15 protein-coding genes are annotated in these 20,134 nt (G+C 72.5%); 9 read left to right on the forward strand and 6 right to left on the reverse strand.

All coding sequences use genetic code 11. The features are described from left to right. Nucleotides 1-171 precede the first annotated feature (171 nt). The 5 genes from POL25_RS36275 (at nt 172) to POL25_RS36295 (ending at nt 10,393) form a co-directional block, all read left to right on the forward strand. Complete coding sequence (locus POL25_RS36275; RefSeq protein WP_272090934.1) at nt 172-2,529, forward strand: serine/threonine-protein kinase; 2,358 nt, start codon at nt 172-174, stop codon at nt 2,527-2,529. Next, on the forward strand, nt 2,526-4,355 hold the full coding sequence (locus POL25_RS36280; protein ID WP_272090935.1) for an ATP-binding protein: 1,830 nt from the start codon (nt 2,526-2,528) through the stop codon (nt 4,353-4,355). The genes POL25_RS36275 and POL25_RS36280 overlap by 4 nt, the downstream gene beginning before the upstream one ends. Before the next feature lie 15 nt (nt 4,356-4,370). Continuing rightward, nucleotides 4,371-5,045, forward strand: coding sequence for a hypothetical protein (locus tag POL25_RS36285; protein WP_272090936.1), 675 nt, complete (start codon nt 4,371-4,373; stop codon nt 5,043-5,045). A gap of 10 nt (nt 5,046-5,055) precedes the next feature. Beyond that, nucleotides 5,056-7,644 carry a hypothetical protein gene (locus tag POL25_RS36290; protein WP_272090937.1) on the forward strand — a complete coding sequence of 863 codons (2,589 nt, stop codon included), beginning with the start codon at nt 5,056-5,058 and terminating at the stop codon, nt 7,642-7,644. Between the two features lie 295 nt (nt 7,645-7,939). Next, complete coding sequence (locus tag POL25_RS36295) at nt 7,940-10,393, forward strand: FG-GAP-like repeat-containing protein (RefSeq protein ID WP_272090938.1); 2,454 nt, start codon at nt 7,940-7,942, stop codon at nt 10,391-10,393. A gap of 79 nt (nt 10,394-10,472) precedes the next feature. On the opposite strand, the gene POL25_RS36300 is transcribed toward POL25_RS36295, so the two are convergent. Beyond that, complete coding sequence (locus POL25_RS36300; RefSeq protein ID WP_272090939.1) at nt 10,473-11,819, reverse strand: serine/threonine-protein kinase; 1,347 nt, start codon at nt 11,817-11,819, stop codon at nt 10,473-10,475. A 79-nt stretch (nt 11,820-11,898) separates the two neighbouring features. Here POL25_RS36300 and POL25_RS36305 point away from each other — a divergent pair, with 79 nt between their 5' ends. Then, complete coding sequence (locus tag POL25_RS36305; protein ID WP_272090940.1) at nt 11,899-12,516, forward strand: RNA polymerase sigma factor; 618 nt, start codon at nt 11,899-11,901, stop codon at nt 12,514-12,516. Between the two features lie 13 nt (nt 12,517-12,529). Here POL25_RS36305 and POL25_RS36310 read toward each other — a convergent pair whose 3' ends face one another. Next, nucleotides 12,530-13,246 carry a methyltransferase domain-containing protein gene (locus POL25_RS36310; RefSeq protein WP_272090941.1) on the reverse strand — a complete coding sequence of 239 codons (717 nt, stop codon included), beginning with the start codon at nt 13,244-13,246 and terminating at the stop codon, nt 12,530-12,532. Nucleotides 13,247-13,393: 147 nt separating this feature from the next. On the opposite strand from POL25_RS36310, the gene POL25_RS36315 reads away from it, so the two are divergent. Then, nucleotides 13,394-13,810, forward strand: coding sequence for a hypothetical protein (locus tag POL25_RS36315; protein WP_272090942.1), 417 nt, complete (start codon nt 13,394-13,396; stop codon nt 13,808-13,810). A gap of 115 nt (nt 13,811-13,925) precedes the next feature. Continuing rightward, complete coding sequence (locus tag POL25_RS36320) at nt 13,926-14,144, forward strand: hypothetical protein (RefSeq protein ID WP_272090943.1); 219 nt, start codon at nt 13,926-13,928, stop codon at nt 14,142-14,144. 216 nt (nt 14,145-14,360) lie between these two features. Here the strand turns inward: POL25_RS36320 and POL25_RS36325 are convergent, their stop codons facing one another. From POL25_RS36325 to POL25_RS36335, 3 genes are all read right to left on the reverse strand, one after another. Further along, entirely contained in the window at nt 14,361-15,083 is a 723-nt protein-coding gene (locus tag POL25_RS36325; protein WP_272090944.1) for a hypothetical protein, read from the reverse strand. 183 nt (nt 15,084-15,266) lie between these two features. Next, nucleotides 15,267-16,157 (reverse strand): ribosomal protein L7/L12, encoded by an 891-nt coding sequence (locus tag POL25_RS36330; RefSeq protein ID WP_272090945.1) that lies wholly within the window; start codon nt 16,155-16,157, stop codon nt 15,267-15,269. Between the two features lie 499 nt (nt 16,158-16,656). Beyond that, nucleotides 16,657-17,667, reverse strand: a complete 1,011-nt coding sequence (locus POL25_RS36335; RefSeq protein WP_272090946.1) for an AraC family transcriptional regulator — start codon at nt 17,665-17,667, stop codon at nt 16,657-16,659. Between the two features lie 91 nt (nt 17,668-17,758). On the opposite strand from POL25_RS36335, the gene POL25_RS36340 reads away from it, so the two are divergent. Continuing rightward, nucleotides 17,759-18,916, forward strand: a complete 1,158-nt coding sequence (locus POL25_RS36340; RefSeq protein WP_272090947.1) for an FAD-dependent oxidoreductase — start codon at nt 17,759-17,761, stop codon at nt 18,914-18,916. Between the two features lie 214 nt (nt 18,917-19,130). Here the strand turns inward: POL25_RS36340 and POL25_RS36345 are convergent, their stop codons facing one another. Continuing rightward, the gene (locus tag POL25_RS36345) at nt 19,131-19,976 is read right to left on the reverse strand and encodes a hypothetical protein (RefSeq protein WP_272090948.1); all 846 of its coding nucleotides are present in this window, start codon (nt 19,974-19,976) and stop codon (nt 19,131-19,133) included. Nucleotides 19,977-20,134: the final 158 nt, after the last annotated feature.

A 20,134-nucleotide genomic window follows, 5' to 3' on the forward strand; every position in this document is an offset into this window, starting at 1 on the left:
AACTCGCGCGGGCCGGACCTGCCGCAGCGACAGCATTTTCGCGCCGGCGAGCCTGCGCCCGTGGCCGCCGCGGGCTCGCCCGTCGCACCCGCGCGAAACCGCACAGGCCATCGCACCTTCGATCGACGGCACCTCCGTCGGCGCCGGCAAACTGGCCTAGACTCGTATCCAGTGACCGAGCACGGCCGTCGCAGCGAGTCCGACGGGGTCGACGAACCCCCGGCCGGCGCGCGTCCGGGCGCAGCGGGCTCGGCCGCCACCGCACCTGTCTCTTCGGCCAGCCCCGTCCACGCCGGCACCGATCCTGTCCTTTCGGCCAGCTCCTCCGACATCACCGAACCTGTCCCGGCGGCCAGCTCGATCGACGCCACCGTCGGCACCATGCTCGAGCCGGAGCAGGACCCTGGCGGCGGCGAGCGCACGCGCGTGCGCCTCGTCAGCGGCCGCGTCGTGCCCGGCACTCGCTATCGCCTGGTCCGCTGGCTCGGCGAGGGCGGCATGGGCGTCGTCTACGAGGCCGAGCACGTCGACATCGAGCGCAAGGTGGCGCTCAAGGTCCTGCGCTACGACCTCAGCCGGCGCGCCGAGATGGCCGCCGTGTTCCGCGCCGAGGCCCGCGCCGCCAGCCGCACCGGCCACCCCAACATCGTCGAGATCTACGACTTCGGCGAGCTCCCCGACGGGCGGCTCTTCATCTGCATGGAGCTGCTCGACGGCAAGGACCTCGTGCCCGCCACCGAGTCCGAGGTGCGCCCGCCGGCCGAGGTCCTCGCCATCTTCCGTCAGCTCTGCAAGGCCCTGGGCGCCGCCCACAAGGCCGGCATCGTCCACCGCGACATCAAGCCCGAGAACATCATCCTCGTGCGCAAGGCCGGGCGCGACGGCGTCGTCAAGGTCGTCGACTTCGGCATCAGCGCCGTGCTCGGTCAGGAGCGGCGCGGCAAGATCGCCGGCACCCCGCACTACATGGCACCCGAGCAGATCCGCGGCCTCGCGTTCGACGGTCGCCTCGACATGTACGCGGCCGGCTGCGTCGCCTTCGAGCTGCTCACCGGCAGCCCGCCGTTCCCCAACGAGGCGCTCGAGGAGGTCCTGAACGCCCACGTGCACCAGCCGCCGCCCTCCTTCCGCCAGGCCCGGCCCGACCTCCAGCTGCCCGCCGCGCTCGAGCAGGTCGTCCTGCGCTGCCTGTCCAAACAGCCAGACGAGCGCTACGCCGACATGCACGAGCTCGAGGCCGCCCTGTGCGAGGCGCAGATCGCCTGCGGCATGCGGACCGCCTGGGACGACCTGCCGCTGCCCGAGTGCGCCCCCGAAAGGCTCGAGCGCCTGCGCGCCCGCATGCCGAGCCCGCAGGCCGTCCCGCGCCGGTGGCTGTGGCCCATCGTCGCGGGCGCCTCGCTCGTCGCCGCCGGCGTCGCCATCGCCGTCGCCCTGCGCACCCCCGACCCGCCCGCGGCCGAGCGCTCGCGCATCGACGCCCTCGCCGAGGAGGCCCTCGTCGCCGCCAGCCAGACCCTCTACGTCGCCCCGCCGCCGGACCAGCCCGACGTCCCGACCGCCTACACCAAGGTCCTCGAGCTCGAGGCCATCGGCGGCCCCGCTGCCGGCCTCGCCGACGCTCGCGCCGGCGAGCTGCGCGGCCAGTTCGCCGCCGGCCTCGTCAACCTCGGCGACAAGTACTGGGAGGTCGCCGGCGCCCGCCCGTTCGCCGTCGAGTATTACATCTGGGCCCGCGCCTTCGACCCCGATCATCGGCGGGCCATCGAGCGCAGCGGCATGACCCCCGGCGCCTTCACCCTGTTTCAGGAGAAGGCCCGCAGCGGCAGCTGGTCGCTCGGCGAATTGCAGGCCCTCGGACTCGTCAGCGCCCTCGCCGACGACGACGCCGAGCGCCGGCAGAAGCGCACCCTCGTCGCCCACCAGAGCGCCTCGCAGCTGTCGATCAGCCAGCACCTCGACCTCGACGCCGGCCTCCGCGGCGCCGGCATCGAGCTGCCGCAGAAGCCCGCCGCCAAGCGCTCCGAGCCCGAGCCGCCGCCCGTCGAGCCGCCGCCGCAGCCCGAGCCCGCACCTGTCCTCGAGGACAGCCCCGCCGAGATCGCCGACGCCCCACCCGTCGCCGACGTCGAGCGGCCGAAGAAGGCCACCCTCAAGTCGAACCGCGACCCAGCCAAGGCCAAGCGGCTGGCCGACGACGGGGTCATCGCCCTCAAGGCCGGCCGGCGCAACGACGCCGAGAGCCTGTTCCACCAGGCCATCTTCTACGACAACCGCAACGCCCGCGCGCTGATGGGCCTGTCGGACATCTACTTCGACACCGGCGCCAAACAAAAGGCCGTGCAGTTCGCCGAGCTCGCCGTCGAGGCCGCGCCGCAGTCGAAGTCGTACCACCTCAAGCTCGGCGACGCCTACTTCGTCGTCCTGCGCTACCGCGACGCCCTGACCCATTACGAAAAGGCGCGCGACCTCGGCGAGGACGGCGCTCAGGGCCGCATCGACAAGGTCAAGAAGCTGATCGCACCATGAGCACCCCCGAGATCCTCGCCACCCAGGTCGACCTCTTCGGCCTCATGACGGTGCTCGGCGAGCACCTCTATTCGACCCCTTTCGTCGCCCTGCGCGAGCTGGTCCAGAACGCCCACGACTCGTGCGTGCGCCGCCGCCTCGAGGACCCCGCGCCGTTCACCCCCGAGATCCGCGTCACCTGCGATCCGGCCGCCGGCACCCTCTCCGTCAGCGACACCGGGGCCGGCCTCACGCGCGACGAGATCGTCCGCTACCTCGCCACCATCGGCGCCGGCTACACCCGCAAGCTGCGCGAGCAGCACGGCAGCGACGACCTGATCGGCCTGTTCGGCCTCGGCTTCCTCTCGGCCTTCGTCATCGCCACCCGCGTCGCCGTCACCACCTCCTCCTATCAATCGCCGGACACCACCCTCCTCTATCAATCGCGCAGCGGCGAGCGCTTCAGCATCGAGCAGGCCCCCGCGCGGCAGGTCGGCACCACCGTCACCCTGCACCTCAAGGACAACTTCCGCGAGCTCGGCGACGAATCGGCCCTGCGCGCCCGCCTGCTGCACTACTGCGCCCTCCTGCCGCTGCCCGTCTTCGTCGGCGACGACGAAGTCGCCGTCAACGCCCAGCCCGCCCCGTGGCGCGCCGGCGATGCGCACCCGGCCCGCGCCCGCGCCCTCCGCCTCGAATTCGCCCGCCGCCTCGAGCGCCGCTTCGAGCCGCTGTGCACCCTCGACGTCGGCCCGCGCGAGGGCACCGACGTCCGCGGCCTGTTGTGGATCCACGACGCCGCCACCTACGGCACCTCCGACAACCGCAACCTCCACGTCTACGTCCGCGGCATGCTGCTCGACGACGACGCGCGCGAGCTGTTGCCCCCATGGGCCGGCTTCGTCAGCGGCGCGATCGAGTCGGCCAAGCTGACCCCGACCGCCTCGCGCGAGGACCTCCAGCGCGACCCCGCCTATCGGGCCGTCGCCGCCGCGATCGCCGAGGCCCTCGTCGACGGCCTCAAGCACATCGCCGAGCACGAGCCCGAGGCCTGGCGCCGCGTCCTCCTCCGCCACAACGAGGCCCTGCTCGGCGCCGCCCTGTGCGACGACCGCTTGTTCGAATTGCTCGCCGACGAGCTCACCGTCCCCACCAGCGAGGGTGACCTGCCCGTCGCCCTCGTCCAGCGGCGCGGCCAGGGCAAGCTGTACGCCAGCCTCAGCCCGCGCGGCGGCTTCGAGGAGGTCCTGTTCCGTGCTCTCCGCGTCCCCGTCGTCGTCGGCACCCGCTACGGCGCCCTCCCGTTCGCGCGTCGCCACGCCGAGCGCCGCGGCGGCGCCGTCATCGAGCTCGGCACCGCCGCCGGCAACCGCCGCGTGTTCCCCCCGGCCGACCTCTCCGCCGACCAGCAAGCTTTCCTTTCGAACATGCTCACAAGGCCAGGTCAACGCCTGATCGCCGCCCGCTTCGCCCCCGCCGAGCTCCCGCTCGTGCTCGTGCCCGACCGCGAAGCCGAGCTCAAGCGCCGCGTCGAGAGCGACGAGGCCGCCGGCCGGATCGCCAGCGGCGCGCTCGGCCTCATGCGCATGTTCACCGCCAAGATCGACGCCAGCGTCGACGCCGACCTCTACGTCAACCTCGACAACCCCGCGATCGCTCGCCTGCTCGAGCAGCGCGCCGGCATCGACGCCGGTCACCCCGGCGTCAAGCTCCTGCGCGCCCTCGTCGCCTTCGTCGCCGGCGCCAGCGAAGCCGCCGCCAACGAGGCCGACGGCCTCCACACCGCCCTCGCCGAGTACGGCCGCGCCGTCTGCGAGCTCCTCGACACCCCCCGCCCCGCACGCTAACCTGCGCAGCGGACGATGCAGCCGCATCCGCAACAATCGCCGCGCAGCAGCGACGCCTGGACCGCGGACGACGCCAAGCCGAAGCGGCAGCCCAAGCCGGCGCCCACCAAGAAAAAGTCGTCCGCCAAGCAGACCGCCGCGAAGAAGACGACCCGCGGCAAGAAGCCGGCCTCGAGCAAGAAGAAGAAGTCGGCCGCCAAGCGATCGAGCAAGCCGACCGCGACCCAATCCCGCGGCGCCAAACAGCCCCAGGCGCCCCTCCCCGGGCAACTCTCGAGCAAGCCGGCCACCGAGCCCCGTCGCCCCCGCGAGGCGACCCAAGTCGCCGCTCTCGAGCACAAGCTCGGCGAGCTCGAACGCCAACTCGCCGAGCTCGAGCCGCTGCGTCGGCACCTGGAGAACCTCGAGCACCAGCTCGCCGAGCTCTCGACCCGCGTCGCCGAAATGTCCGCGGCTCGTGCCGAGCCGTCGCTCGGCGGTGGCGAAGAGATCCAAGAAGAAGACCCGTATCTCCGCTGGCTGGGGCATCCCTCCATCGAGCAGTACATCGGCCAGCACGTCGCGCTCCACGCCACGCGCGGCGTCGTCGCTCATGCCGACTCGGTCGCCGCCGTCGTCGAGTCGGTGCGCGCCCAGGGCATCCCTCTCGACGACGTGTGCCTTGCGACCGTCCCGGCGCTACCTTTTTAGTTCTGCGCTCATGGATCCCCGCCACGGTACCGCCCACCGGTTCACGACCCGTTCCTACGGCGGCTTCGGCCGCATCGCGCAGCCGCTGATCCGGGTCCGCTTGCGCCGGGACGCCTCTCGCGGCTGGTCCAGCGCCATCGAGGCGCTCGTCGATACTGGCGCCACCATCACGCTCGTGAGCAGCGACTTCCTCGCTGCCGTCCCCGATCTCGGGCCGGCCATTTTCGGCCCCGAGTTGGCGTGGCAGACCGCCGTTCACGAGCGCGAGAGCTGCCGCGCCATCTCACTCGACCTGCAGCTCGGCCACGAGCGCGACCACCCGTCGCTCGTGCTCGAGCGGGCTCACGTGTACGTCACCTCGAGCCGGCTCGTCGCCCCGATCCTGCTCGGCCAGCGCGGTGTGCTCGAGCGGGTCGGTCTCGTCCGGCGGATCCCCTCCGCCACTGTCGACGACCATCACGACCGCGTCGACGCCCTCGCTCCCGAGGCGCTCGCCCTCGCCAAGGCCGCGGGTCTCCCGTGGGTCGAGGTCTTCGTGCGTCACTGGCACCTGCAGAGCCGCGTCCTGCACCGCTGCCAGGGCGACATGGCCCTCCGCGAGGCTGTCGCCCTCGTCGACTACGCCCACGGCGAGGCTGCCCGCGGCTGTCCTCAGGCCGTGTGCACCGTGCAGGACCTCGCCGCCTGTTACTCCCAGGTCGACGGCCCCGGGTGGGCACGCGAGCGGGCCGACGTCTCGCGCGAGACCCTCGGTCGCATCGACCCCACCTGGCCCTGCTTCACCTGCATCAGCTGTGAGCACGCTGCCGCCTTGCGCGAGCAGGGCGACCCCCAAGCCGCCCTCGATTTCCTCGAAGCCCAGCAGAAGCAGCTCGTCGCTGTCGGCCAGGGGCGCGAGCGGACCTCGCTCCTGCCCGAGCGGATCTCCGACCTCATCTTGCTCGGCCGCATCGAAGAAGCCCTCGCCGTCTGCCAGGACGCCATCGCCAACGGTCGGCGCGACGAGGGACAGCGGCGGGCCCGGCAGATCGACCTCACGCGGATCTACGCCCGCCTCGGCCGCCGCGACGACGCCATCCGCCACCTGCCTGCCCTCGAGGACATCCTCCCCACCCCCAGCCATTACGAGCCCTACACCGACGCCCTCGTGCACCTGGTGAAGCTCGACGCCTGGCCCAACGACCTCGCCCTCGGTCGGCTGCTCCAGCGGTTTGTCGCCCGTCTCCGGCTCAACGGCTCCAACCGCCTCCCGTTCGACATCGCCGCCGCCGCCGCCCTCCTCGCCATCGAGCGCGGCAGTCCGGCCGTCGCCGCCCTCCACCTCGCCGCCATGGAGCGGTTCGCCGCTCGCCTCAACCGCCCTGCCGGCGCCCCCGAGCGCGTCGCCGCCCTTCGCCTGTCTCTCGAGACAGCCCTCGCCCAGCCGCGCCCTGACGGCTCCGGCGACACCGACGACCCCGAGCAGCTCCTGCGCCGCTGCCTCGACGCCGGCCCCGCGCCTGACCTCGAGCGAGCCCGGCATCACGCCCTGCTCTTGCTCGACCTCGGCTTCGCGCTCGAGGCCGCCGACCTGCTCGAGCGCCACGTCGACGCTCACCCTGACGACGACGACGCCGTCGACCTCCTCGAGGCCGCCTATCGCCACGCCGAGGACGACGACCGTCACCGCGCCCTCGGCGAGCGCCTGCTCGCCAGCGACGACCCTGCCAGGCAGCGCCGCGGCCGGTGGGTCGCCGCGCGCCGGCACACCCGCGCGCGCGACTGGGACGCCGCCAATCGCCTGCTCGAGCGCCTCGCCGCCGACCCGGCCGACGCCCTCGCCGCTCGCCTCGCCCACGCCCGCAACGCCTACCAGCAGCGCGACTGGCCCACCCTCTTGCGGCTCCTCGACGAGGCCCTGCAGCTCCAGCCCGACCTCTCGCCCGGCGCCCACGACTGGGACCGCATGGTCGCCGCCACCCTGCTCGGCGCCTGGGATCGCGTGCGTCACAGCGCTGCTCGCCTCGACATGCCGATCGACGGCGAGGGTCCCATCGACCAGCGCTGGGAGCTGTGCCGGATCCGCGTCGAACACCCCAGCGGCAAGCGGCAGGACCTTTTCGCCGCCCGCACCGGCCCCGTGACCGCGCGGATCCTCCAGGTCTCCCGCATCGACCAGCCGCAGCGCCTCTACGACCGCATCGTCTTCGACGCCGCCCCGGTCGGCGAGCAGGAGGGCGACGACCGCCCCGTCTACGTCTACGCCGAGGTCGAACCGCTGCAGCGCGCCGACTACCGCGCCTTCGCCATCGACGGCGCTCACCCTGGCGAGCCCGTGCTCACCGAGCTGCGGCAGGTCGTACAGGCCCACCGCGGCAGCTTGCAGGTCCAGAGCGGCGACGCTTACCGCCTCACCTCGCCCGCTGGCGACGAGCGGCCCGGCCTCTACGCCTTCACCGCCTTTGGCCCCGACACCGACCTCCGGATCGTCTCCGACGAGCTCGCCGCGGTCGTCGGTGCCCTCGACGACCCGCTCGTATGGCCCGAGCTCGCCGCCGCTGCCGGGGACGAGACCCGCGCCGGACAGCACCGCGAGCTCGCCCGCGCCTGGGCGCTCTGAGCCGCGCCCTCGCGCGATCCTCTCGCGCGCTTCGCCCCGACACGCCACTTCTCGGCGCGAGCGTGCACACCGGCCAATGCTGCGACTCGTCGCGCGATCTCGCCGCGCGCGGATACGAGTCCTCATGCCATCGCCGTCGCCGTCCTGCGACGCCGATATGACGAATCTGCGGCCGCTGCCCGCTCGTCCCGCGCGAACCGTTGCGCGTCACCGCGAGCAGACCTCGGAGGATCTCGCCGGCGCCCGCGGGCCCTGGGCTATCATCCCTCCCTTCTCTCGCTCGATCGGTAGACTCATGGCCCGCGCCTCACGAACTCGCCTCTCGCTCCTCTCCTCGTCCGTCCTGCTCGCGGCTGCCTGCGGCGACGATTCGCGCCTCGACACCGAGGGCGGCGCCGCCGGCACCCAGGGCACCCTGCCCATCACCATCGGTCCCACCGAGGCCACGGCGGGCAGCGACGGCACCGTCACCGGCGGCCCCACCGAGGGCGGCACTGGCACCGCCTCTGCCACCGCCACCGGCACCGACACGAGCGTGCCGACCAGCGGCACCGACAGCACTGCCAGCGACACCGGCAACACGACCTCCGGGACATGTTCCGAAGACCAGCTGTGCAGCGGCGTCTGCTGCGGCGACGGCCAGCTGTGCGACAACGGCCAGTGCGTCGCCGACTGCGGCGGCCCGCCCCCTTGCGGCCAGGCCAAGGAGTGCTGCGGCGACGGCCAGCTGTGTTACCTCGGCGCCTGCGTCACCCCAGGGTCCGCCTGCAGCGACCAGGCCTGCGTCACCAAGCCGACCCAGGACACCTGCGACGACGGCTTCATCTGCGACCCCAACCTCGGCCTTTGTCTGCCCAGCCAGGCCGACCCGACCTGCCAGTACATCCCGCCGGCCAACGTCTTCAAGCCGACCCCGCTGTTCACCTGGGGTCGTCGCAAGGTCATCGCGTGCAACGCCGACGTCGACTGTCAGGTCGCCGAGGTCTGCACCGACAAGGTGTGCACGCCGACCTGGAATCACCTGATCCCCCAGGACGACGACATGCCCAATCACTACCAGAGCTCGTCGATCCCGATCGTCGTCGACCTCAACGACGATTGCGTGCCCGAGGTCATCTTCAACACGTACACCGGCACCAATATCACCGCCGACGGCGTCCTGCGGGCCATCCGCGGCGACACCGGCGCCAAGCTGTGGACGGTCACCGACCCGATGTACCGCACCAACAGCACCTCCAACATCGCCGCCGGCGACATCGACATGGACGGCCGGGCCGAGATCGTCGCCAGCGGCGCCGGCAAGTACCTGGTCGCCATCGACAGCGACGGCACCCCGCTGTGGCGCTCCGAAAATTTCGCCGGCACCAACTCGAGCGGCTCGGTGGCGATCGCCAACATGGACAACGACGGCCCGCCCGAGATCCTGTTCGGCCGCGCGATCTTCAGCAACACCGGCAAGCTGCTCTACGAGGGCCCCGGCAACCAGGGCCAGGGTATGAACGGCCAGGGCCCGATCTCCTGCGTCGCCGACCTCGACGGCGACAGCCGGCCCGAGCTCATCGGCGGGCGCACCGCCTACAAGACCACCGGCACCGTCGCCGGCGACGACTTCGCCGGCAGCGTGCTGTGGACCTCCAACGTCGCCACCGACGGCTTCTGCGGCGTCGCCGACTTCGACGCCGACGGCAAGCCCGAGGTCGTGCTCGTCACCATGGGCACCCTCCGCGTCCTCAACGGCCAGACCGGCGTGCAGATCGCCACTGCCAACATTCCCCAGCAGGGCACCGGCGGCCCGCCCAACATCGCCGACTTCGACGGCGACGGCGTGCGCGACATCGGCGTCGCCGGGTCCGCGCGTTACACCGTGTTCCAGTTCAACGGCATGGCCCTCAGCCAGCTGTGGACCGCCGCCACCGAGGACGACAGCTCGCAGGTCACGGGCTCCTCCGTGTTCGACTTCGACGGCGACGGCCGGGCCGAGGTCGTCTACAACGACGAGGCTTACATCCGCATCTACCCCGGCGTCGAGCCCGACTGCGCCATGAACCCGCCCGGCCCCGGCTGCAACAAGAACATGACCGACGCCGAGGTCCTGTTCCGCGACCGCAACTCCTCGCGCACGCGCACCGAGTACCCCGTGATCGCCGACGTCAACGGCGACTTCAAGGCCGACATCGTGTTCGCCACCAACAACGACAGCCAGGCCTCGATCGTCACCGACGCCGGCATCGAGGTCTTCAAGGATTCGCTCGACAACTGGGTCTCCACTCGCCCGGTGTGGAACCAGCACTCCTATCATATCACCAATGTCGGCCTCGTCGGCGAGATCCCCACCGTCGAGGACAACAACTGGAGCTCCTTCAACAGCTACCGCAACAACGTCCAGGGCGCCGCCGACTTCTGCGCCCCCGACCTCGTCCCTTACGACCTGACCTTCGACGCCCAGGTCTGCGCCACCGGCCTCAAGCTCTCGGTGTGGGTCGCCAACCAGGGCTGCCTCGGCGTCGGTCCCGGCGTCAACGTCGCCTTCTACGAGGAGACCCTCGGCCTGCTCGGCGTCGTCAAGACCCAGGGCCCGCTGGTCGCCGGCGCCGCCGAGCAGGTCACGATCGAGTACCCCGGCATCTTCGACTCCGTCAGCGTGTGGGCCGCCGCCGACGACGACGGCATGGGCAACGGCGTCCTCAACGAATGCGTCGAGGACAACAACAGCTCGCCCATGGACAAGGTCTGCATCCCGCCGGGCTGACCGATCCGCGCAAGTAGCCTCGGCGCCGACAGCGGCGCGATGCTGGCGACCCTCGACACGACCACGGAGGCGACGCCGATCAGGGCGGATCCGACACGCTCGGGTGCCGGGCCGCCGCCAGGGCCGCGCGGCAAGCCGCCAGCGCCCCGTCGCGCGCGTCGAACATGGCGAAGCGCTCGCGCGGCTGGACCGCGCCGACGATCAGCGTCGCGGCCATCACCTTGACCGGGTCGCCGCCGGCAAGCAGGGCGACGAAGACCAGGTGGGGGTCGGCGAACAGCTGGACGATGTGGCGCCGGATCTCGGGGCCCGGCATGTTGGCCTCGTCGAGCTCGACGAGCAGGGTGTACGGCGCGCCGTCGCTGGTCAGGCGCGTCATCTCGGCGCGCATCACCTGGACGCTGAATTCGCTCGGCAGCGGGATCTCGTGGTAGCGGATCACCCCGGGCTCGAGCAGCGCGATCCGGGCGCGGATCGCCCCCACGTCGGCGATCCCGCGCGGGGCGGCGCCCGGGTCGAGCGCGCGCAGCAGGTCGGCCATGCTCGCGTGCCGTCGCCCGGGCTCGGGGTCGAGGCCGCGGACGATCGCCGCCTGCAGCCAGCCCGGCACATCGCTGTCCTCCGGGACAGGTCCGACGTCGCGCCCGCGGATCGCCCGCAGACGCGCCTGCAGGTCGCGCGACGGGAACGGCGGGGCGGCGTACAGCGCCTCGTACAGCGCGACGCAGAGCGCGAACTGATCCGCCGCCGGGCCGCCCGGGTCGCCGGCGAACAGCTCCGGGGCCATGTAGCCGGGGGTCCCGGCCAGCCCGCCCCCCGACGCCTCGCCGACCCGCCGCGCCAGGCCGAAGTCGGCCACTCGCACCCCGCCGTCGCGCCCGATCAGCACGTTCTGCGGCTTGAAGTCGCGGTGGCACAGCCCGATCGCGTGCGCGGCCGCCAGCCCGCGCCCGGCCGCGAGGAACGTCTCGACGATCGCCGGCCACGGCCGCCGCGTGCCCGCGAGCCACTGCGCGAGCGTCTCGCCGTCGACGTGCTCCATCACCACGAACAGCCCGCCGCGGCCGTCCGGCAGGGTGTAGGTGCCGACATCGTGGACCGTGAGGACGTTCGGGTGCGACAGCCGGGCCATCGCCTGCGCCTCTCGCAGCAGCAGCTCCGGCGCGGCGGCCTCGCGGTCCTGGCGCATCAACTTGATCGCTACCCCACGCTCGAGCCGAGGATCGTGGGCGAGGTAGACCGCCCCGAACCCGCCGACGCCGAGCAGCCGCTGCAGCTGGTAGTGCCCGAGCATCACCGGCCCGGCGGCGCCGAACATCCGCTCCTCGACGTGGCGCAGCAGCAGCGCCGCCTCGACCGGATCACCGTCGCCGAGGCCCGTCAGGGCGAGCCCTGTCGTCGTCGTCCCGGCGGTGGTCGGACCCATCGCGCCCAGCGTATCAATCTCCGGCGGCGCGGCCGACCCCGGCGCGCCGTAGAGATCGCGGTTTGCTAACCTCCGGCCCGTGACCGACGACGCCGACCTACTGGCCCGCTGGCGCGCGGGAGATCCCGCCGCCGGCAGCGCGCTCGTCCGCCGCCACGTGGCGACGCTCGCCCGCTTCTTCCGCGGCAAGGCGGTCGACGTCGCCGACGTGGTCCAGCAGACCTTGACCGCCTGCGTCCAGGCCAAGGGCCGCGTCCCCGACGGGCTCGAGTTCCGCGCCTACCTCCTCGGCATCGCGCGGAACGTGCTGCTGCACGATCTCCGGCGCCGCGGACGCAAGCCCGAGCCCCACGGCCTCGACGACCTCCCCCTCGCCGCCCCCAGCGCGCTCTCGCCGAGCCGCGCCGTGGCCGCCCGCGAGGAGCGGCGCCTGCTCCTACGCGCCCTGCGTCGGCTGCCCTACGACCTGCAGTGGCTGATCGAGCTCCACTACTGGGAGGGGCTGCGCCAGGACGACGTCGCCGCCGTGCTCGAGGTCCCGCCTGGCACGATCAAGAGTCGGCTGTCGCGGGCAAAGAAGCTGCTGCGCGCCGAGATCGAGGCGCTCGCGGCCGATCCCGCGCTGCGGGCCTCGACCGTCGACGACCTCGACCGCTGGGCCCGCGAGCTCGCCGCGCTCCGCGACGACGAGCCCTGAGCGCGCCGCGACCTCAGGTCGCGCGGCCGAACACGAAGAGGTCGGTCGGGACCAGCGCCGTGTGCCCGCCGGGCAACGTCAACGTGGTGTGGATCGAGCCCTTGCCCTGGGCGATCGGCGTCAGCCCGGCGAGCGCGAACAGGCGCGTCAGGTCTCCGCGCTGCAGGGCGGCCGGGCGGATCCCGTGCCGCAGCACCTGCTGCAGCCCGGGCGGCGGCCCGCCGAATTCGGCGAACAGATACTCGAAGTAGGCGTCCGCGGCCGGCGACAGCTCGCACACCAGGGCGCGCCCGCGGTGGCCGAGCAGCGCCCGCAGCCCGGCCACCGCCTGCACGCGCGCGGCCTCGTCCAGTTGGTGAAAGACGGCCCGCACGTACACGTTTGCGTCGCCGATCCGGCGCTGCAGGGCGGCCGCGGCGGCGGGGTCGAGCAGGTCGAGGACGACGAACTCGAGCCCGGGTAGAGGCTCGCCGGCGAGCGCGATCGCCAGCCCCGCTGCGGACACATCGGCCCCCACGACGCGAGAGAATTGCCGCGCCAGCGCCCGGGTCTGGGTCCCGTGGCCGCAGCCGAGATCGACGATCGGCAAGGTCCGATCGAGGTGGGCGCCGAACCGGCGCAGGTCGTCCTCGACCCCGACCTCCGGGCGGCTGTCCCAAAAGACCTGCCCCGTCGCGTCGGTGTCGCTCCAGTAGTCGTCCCACAGCTTGGCGTAGTCCGCGGCGCTCATCGGCTCTCCTCCTGCCCGCACGTGGCGGGCCTCGCTGCAATTCCCGCCGCCGCCAGAAGGTTCACGCGAACCCCCAGAAAATTTCCGTGAACCAAACGGCGCGCGCGGGAATTCCTCGATCGACCCACCTTCAAGGAGTCCGATCCGATGTTGAAGCTCGAAGCGCGCGAGTACGGCCCCGACAGCACCCCCGCCGAGATCGAGGCGATCCAGGCCCGCCTCTGCCTGATGCTCCCCCGCGTGGTCATGTACCGCGAGGCGCCCGTCCCCAGCCCGTTCCAGATCGGCGTGTTCGGCGAGAAGCTGCGGCGCATCACCGCCGACCTCGCCGCCTACGACATGATCATGGACCTCTCCGAGGCCAAGCCGCCGGGGGGCCGCTGCCGTGAGGCGCTGCGCGAGCTGTTCGCCGCTGAGCACAAGCTCCAGCGGGTGGCCGTGTTCACCGGCGGCAACTTCATCATCAACAGCGTCGCCAAGCTCCTGCTCAAGAACTGCGGGGTCCGCAACCTGACGATGTGCAAGGACGAGGCGGAGGCGCTGTCGACGATCGGCGCGCGATGACCGCGGACCTGTCGCCCGCCGCAGGCCCAGGCCCAGCGGCGGGCTCGTCGGCCCGCCGAGTTTCTTGTCCCACACGCGACCTGCCTACAAGGAGGCACTCCCCGGAGCTGCCCCAATGCCAGAGCTGACCGCCTCCGAGGACAAGGTCGCTTTCTCGCTCGACAACCGCCAGGTCTTCTTCCTGTTTTTCGGCCTGTCGGTGGTCGGATGCTTCGTCTTCGCGCTCGGCGTGATGGTCGGGCGCCGCAACGAGGCCGGCCTGGCCGACGCCCAGTCGGTCGCCCGTAACGACGCCCGCGCGGTGCTCGCCGAACCCGAGCCGCTGCTCGCCTGATCGCGTGCTTCTGGGCGATGCGCGCTCGACCTCGTGCGTCCCACAGCGTGGTTGCAGACAGGTTCGCACCCCTGAAACACACGTATCATCAAGCAGCATTCACGCCCGCGCCGAGGGGCTCCCGAATGGTCATAGGGGCCATCGCTAACCCCGACGGCCGCGTCGGACCGAAGACCATCGCGGCGCTCGACGCCCGCGACCCCCGGGCCGCAGACATCACTCGTCCGAGGGCAACGTCCGCTCCCCCGCCAACGCCACGAGCGCCGCGAAGACCCGCCGTTGCTGCGCCTCGTGGTTCTCGCTGCGGCCTCGCCACCGCGCCCGCCCGCCGACCCATCCCGCGATCGCGCCGGTCGAAGTCAGCGCCCCCAACAGCAGGAGCAGCAGCGCCTTGATCACCACCCCCTTCAGCAGCACGACCGCGAACACCCCGGCGAAGAAACCGGCGAGGCCGCCGAGGAACGCGCTCGCCACCGTCACGCTCGCGTCCATGCGTTCTTCAAGGCGCAGGGTCGTGCGGCCCGCGTGCTCGACCACCGTGAAGTGCATCCAGCGCGCCGGGTTGGCCGTCGTCGACCAGATCCGCGCCCCGGCCTCGTGCTTCAGCTGCCCCGGGTCGCCGACCGAGCGCCGCAGCACCTCGATCATCTGCGACAGCGTCGCCTCGTCGACGCTGCCGTCGACGACCTCCTCGAACATCAGCTCCGTCTTGCCTCCCGCCCACCACACCGGCCGGTTGCGGTCGCCCTGGATCGCCAGCTCCCCGGCCGCGCGCGCGACCAGTGCCTTCGAGATCCCCAGCTCCTGCACGACCTCCTCGATCTCCCCCTGACTCATCGACCGCGCGTCGGTCTTCTCGCCCTCGCGCGCGTGCAGCTCCGCGACGCGCTTGAGGATCTGGCCGACCTCGCGGTCGTCGTAGCGGCGGTCCCCGGACATGCCAGAACCCTAGCATCCGCCCACCAGCGTTGCGCATGCAACCACGCGGCGATCTCGGCGCGACGGCCTGGCGAGCGCGATCGAGAGCGGCGATCGGGCCGGACCTTTGGCAGCGCGAGCTCGAGGCCTGGCCCTGGGGCCATCGTTCCGCCCTCCCGGCGTCGGACAGATTGCGCGCGGCGATCAGCGCCGCGCCGGGCCGCGCACATCGACGCTCGCGCCGACGGCCGTCAGCGCCCGCGCGAGCACCCACACCTCGGTCCAGCTCAGGCCGTCCTTGAGCATCACGTCGGTCGACTCGGCCAGTTCCTTGGCCTCCTGGAGCCCGAGCGTGGTGGCCTGGCGGATGATCCTGATGACGGGGATCCTGAATCCCCCGTTGGACCGCAACACCACCCCGTAGCCGCGCTTCGGCTCGGGCAACCCTGGCTCGCTGCTCACCTCGCCGGGCGGCACCGGCTTCGACGAGCTGCTCGCTGCGCCGGGCGGCACCGGCTTCGGCGAGCTGCTCGCCGCACTCGGCGGCACCGGCGTCGGCGGGTTGCCTCCCGCGCCCCACGTCACCGCCGCCGACTCGCCGCTCACCGCCCGCTCGGGCGGCGCGCTGCTCTCGTGGGCGCGAACCTCGACAGTCGCCCCGGCCTCGAGCAACTCGTCGCGCAGCGCCTCCGCCTCCTCTTGAACGATCTGCCGGCGCACCAGGCACGGCGCGTCGTCGACCAGCTCGACCGCCTCGCGCAGTCCGAAGCCCATCATCCGCTTCAGCGCGCGCACCACGTGGATCTTGCTGGCGCCCTGTGCTTGCAAGTACACGTCGAAGAACGCGGGGCCATGGGCCCGCAGCTCGACGGTCGCGCCTGCGGCGACCAGCGCGACGCGCAGCGCCTCGGCCAGGGCGGGCGCAAGTCGAGTACCCATCGCGCTCGGCGTGCGCGCCACCAGCTCCGCCGCCGCCGCCGCCTCGAGGGCCATCCTCGCTCGCAGCGTCTCGATGACTGCCGCCGGGTTCGACCCCACAGCTTGCAGGATCACGTCCTGCAAGACCCCTTCGCCCGACTGGTCTCCGACCGTCATCCCTCGACGATACTCGAATCACCGCCAGCCCCGAACGGGCAACCTATAAGCACTCGCAGCGGCGATCCTCCTCGGCTGCATCCCGACCCTCGCCCACGACGCTCCCTGTCGACCTGTCCCCGCGGCCAGGCAGCCCCCGACCTCCGCCTCTTCCACCCATCGCGGCTCCAGCAATCCGCACCTGATCTTTGCCAGCTCACCCCTACGGTCGCCGCAATACCAATGGACCGTAAGGCAGCGACACCTCGGTCAATCCTTCCATCACCCCGCGCGCACGCGGTCGCGCCGCCGAAGGCGCGACGATCAGCACGCGACCGTCGTCGGTTCGCGCGAGGATCTGCGGGCCCCTGCCGCCTCCATCACCCGCGCCCCACGTTGTCATGACCATCGAGCTCCGGAACCATCGTCAGTCATGAAACAAGCCAATTCATGGGACAGACCCTTCAGCCCGTCGCCAGCCTCCCGCTCACATGCAAAAACAGCACCTCGCCCCGATTCGCTACCCTGCTTCGCCGCGCCGGCGCCAGCCTTGCGGCGTCTCGCCGGTCCAGCGCTTGAACGCGCGGAAGAACGGCGCCGGCTCGGCGTACCCGAGCAGCACTGCCACCTCCGACGCGCTCAGCGAGCGGTCCGCCAGCAGATGCACCGCCCGCGCGTGCCTCGCCTCCTCGACCAGCCCCGCGAAGTTGGTCTGCTCGTCGAGCAGTCGCCGGTGCAGCGTCCGCTCCGACACCCCCAGGCGCTTCGCCACCGCCTGCAGCCGCGGCTCGCCCTCCGCCAGCGCCGCCCCGATCTCCCGCCGCACCCGATCGGCCCATGAAGCGTCCGCCGGCAGTTGGGCCAGCATCGACTCCGTGCGGCGGGCCAGGTAGCCGAACAGCTGCGGATCGGCGCGCGGCAGCGGCACCTCCAAAATTTCCGCCGCGAACCCGATCTGCAGCAGCGGCGCGTCCCAGGCCACCGGGCAGGCGAAATGCGCCTCGACCTCGCGCGGCTCCGCCGGTCGTGACAGCGGCAACGCCACGAACGCCGCCCGCGTGCCCGCCCCCGCGATCCCGCCCATCATCGTCACGATCGACGCCGCCTGCGCCAGCACCGGCTCGCGCAGCTGAGCGAACGCCGGCACCATCGCCCGCACGAACACCACGTAATCACCGGCCGCGTCGCGTCGGCGCTCGAGCTGCGGCACCAGGCCCGGGTACAGCACCGCGCCGACCCGCTGCTGCCACGCCAGCGCGTCGCCGACCGTCGCCTCGTGCTGCATCGCGTAGCCGATCACGCCCAGCCCGGCGATCCCGAGCCGCGCCCCGATCTGCAGCCCGTCGCCGCGGCGCGACAGGATCTCCCACATCTTCAGGTGCGGCCCCAGAGGCACCCGCGCGTCCGGGTCCGTCAGCGCTGACGGATCGATCCCCGCCTCGCGCACGATCGCCGCCGCGTCCGCCCCCAGCCGCTCCGCCGCCGCCAGCACCTGGACCGTCATCGCCGCCAGCACCGAGGGGCCCGTCATCGCCGCGGATCTTCGACGATGGCCGGCAAAGCCACAAGCTTGGCGGCCGCGGTCAAGGCGGCCCGCGCCCGCGCGCCGCATCCTCCTCGCCATGAACCTCTCGCAGCTCCACGTCCTCGTCGTCGGTGGTGCCACCGGCGGCGCCGCCACGGCCCTCCTCCTCGCGCGCGCCGGAGCCCGCGTCACCCTGCTCGAGAAGGTCGCCCAGCCGCGCGCCGTCGGGGCCGGCATCGCCCTCGCCGAGAACGGCCTCGCCGTGCTCGAATCGATCGGCCTCGGCCCGGCGATCGCCGCCAGCGGTCGCGCCGTCGACGCGCCCGCGGTCGTCGACGCGCGCGGCCGCATGATGCTCGCCCCGCCGCGCCCGGCCCCGCGCGTCCGCATGCTCCGGCGCAGCGCCCTGCAGGGCCTGCTGCTCGACGCCCTCGCCGCCGAGCCGCGCGTCGAGCGGCAGTTCGGCGCCGAGGTGATCGGCGCCGAGCGGGACGGTCGCGTGCTCGCGCGCATCGACGGCCGCACCGTCGAGCACCGCGCCGACCTGGTCGTCGGCGCCGACGGGGTCCATTCGCGGATCCGCAGCGCCGGCCGGTTCGGCGCCCGGGTCCGCCCGCCCGGCATCCCGTACCTGCGCGCGCTCGTCGAGGTCGACGCCGCCCAGGGCGTCGAGGCCTGGACCGGCGCGGGCATCTTCGGCAGCTTCGCGGTCGACGGCGGCACCTATTTCTTCGCCTCCGCCGGCACCCGCGCCTGCCGTCGCGCCGTCGCCGAGCGCGACCTCGACGGCCTGCGCCAGGTGTGGGCCCGCGCCTATCCGGCCTCGGTCCCCCTGCTCGCCGCGGTAAGGCGATTCGACGACCTCATCTTCAACCGCGTCACCCGCGTCGACTGCCAGCAATGGGTCGACGACCGCCTCGTCCTGCTCGGCGACGCCGCCCACGCCATGGCGCCCAACCTCGGCCAGGGGGCCAACAGCGCCCTCGTCGACGCCGCCGTCCTGCTCGACGAGCTGCGCCGCGCGGGCACCCTCGCCGCTGGCCTCGACGCCTACCAACAGCGCCGCCGCCCCGCCGTGCACAAGGTCGCCCGCGCCGCCGCCGGCCTCGGCGCCCTCGCCGAGCTCACCAACCCCGTCGCCCGCTGGCTGCGCGACCGCCTGCTGCTCCCCGTGGCAACCCGCCTCGGCGGCGACGCCACCCCGGTCGTCATGCAGGAGCTCCCCGCCACCCTGCTGGCGATCGGCCGCGCCTGACCGCCGAGTCGCAAAACATGTCCTCGAAGACATTCCCTATCGAACATGTCCTCGATGGCATGCTCTTACCGACATGACCTTTCGAGCATGCCCGTTCGTACAGGCATACCCGGGCGGGCCCACGGCGGGTACCAGTCGACTTGAGCCGAGGTCCGGCGCAGGCGAACCTCGTCACGCTCGCTCGCATCCGCATCGGGTCGCCTCAAACAGGCTGTCACCCGCCGCGCGGCCCCGCCTGCTTCACCGCCTTCGCCCAGCCTCTCGGCGCCGGCGGCTGCCCGCGCAGATACGCCTCCCACGTGCTCGTGTCGTCGAAGCGGTAGCCCGCCCACAGGCTCCACGCGTCCGTGTAGCTGACCTCCCCGTCGTACTGCCCGCGCAGCGCCGCCGGCTCCTCCCCGCGCGACCACGGGGCCGGCAGTAGCCCGTGGGCCGCCAGCAGCACGGCCGCCTGCGCGTACGTCTCGCCTTCCAGCGTCTCCGCCTTCCCGTCGCGCACCGCCTCGAGCACCGCCTCCCAGCTCGTCGGCGCCGGCCCCACCGCCGCCAGCCACTCCGTCAACGTCCCCTCGGCGCGCCGCCTCGCGCACCAGCGCGCCCAAAAATCGTACTTACGCGCCCCGTAGCGGAACTCCGTCGCCGGCAGGCGTTCCCCGCGGCCCGCCCACGGCGCCGGCGGCATCGACCCGTGCAGCCGCTCCCACGCCACGATCGCCACATCGTCCGCGATCACCCCCGCCGCCTCGAGCTCTGCCCGCAGCGACCCGTCGTCGTCGCGCGGCCGCAGCTCCGGCGCATACGTCGACACCGCCGAGCGCGTCCATGTGCGAGGCGCCGGCGCGTGCCTTTTTAAATACGCCAACCGCCAACCGCGATCGCTCGGCGCCCGCGCCAACCACTCGTGCCATATCTCCGCCCAGCTCTCCCCGTAGCCCATCCGCCAGCCGATGCTGCTATGCGGGATCTCGGGCCAACGGGCCCACGGCGGCGCCACATCGCCCTGCGCATCGCTGGCCTCCGCGATCGCCCGGGTCAGGAATGCCTCTTGATCGAAGCTCACCCGGGCGAGCATACGACCTCGGCCGCGAGCCGTCCGCGCATCTCGCTCGCACGTGCGATTCCCGGGTCGGAGCGCGCCGGACGAGCGAGCTTTGCGCGGGGCCCTGCGCCACAATTCGGGCCAGCCTGCGCCGGTCGCCGCCTGAGCCTGGTCAGGTC

Source organism: Nannocystis bainbridge, from assembly GCF_028368995.1.
Lineage (GTDB): Bacteria > Myxococcota_A > Polyangia > Nannocystales > Nannocystaceae > Nannocystis > Nannocystis bainbridge.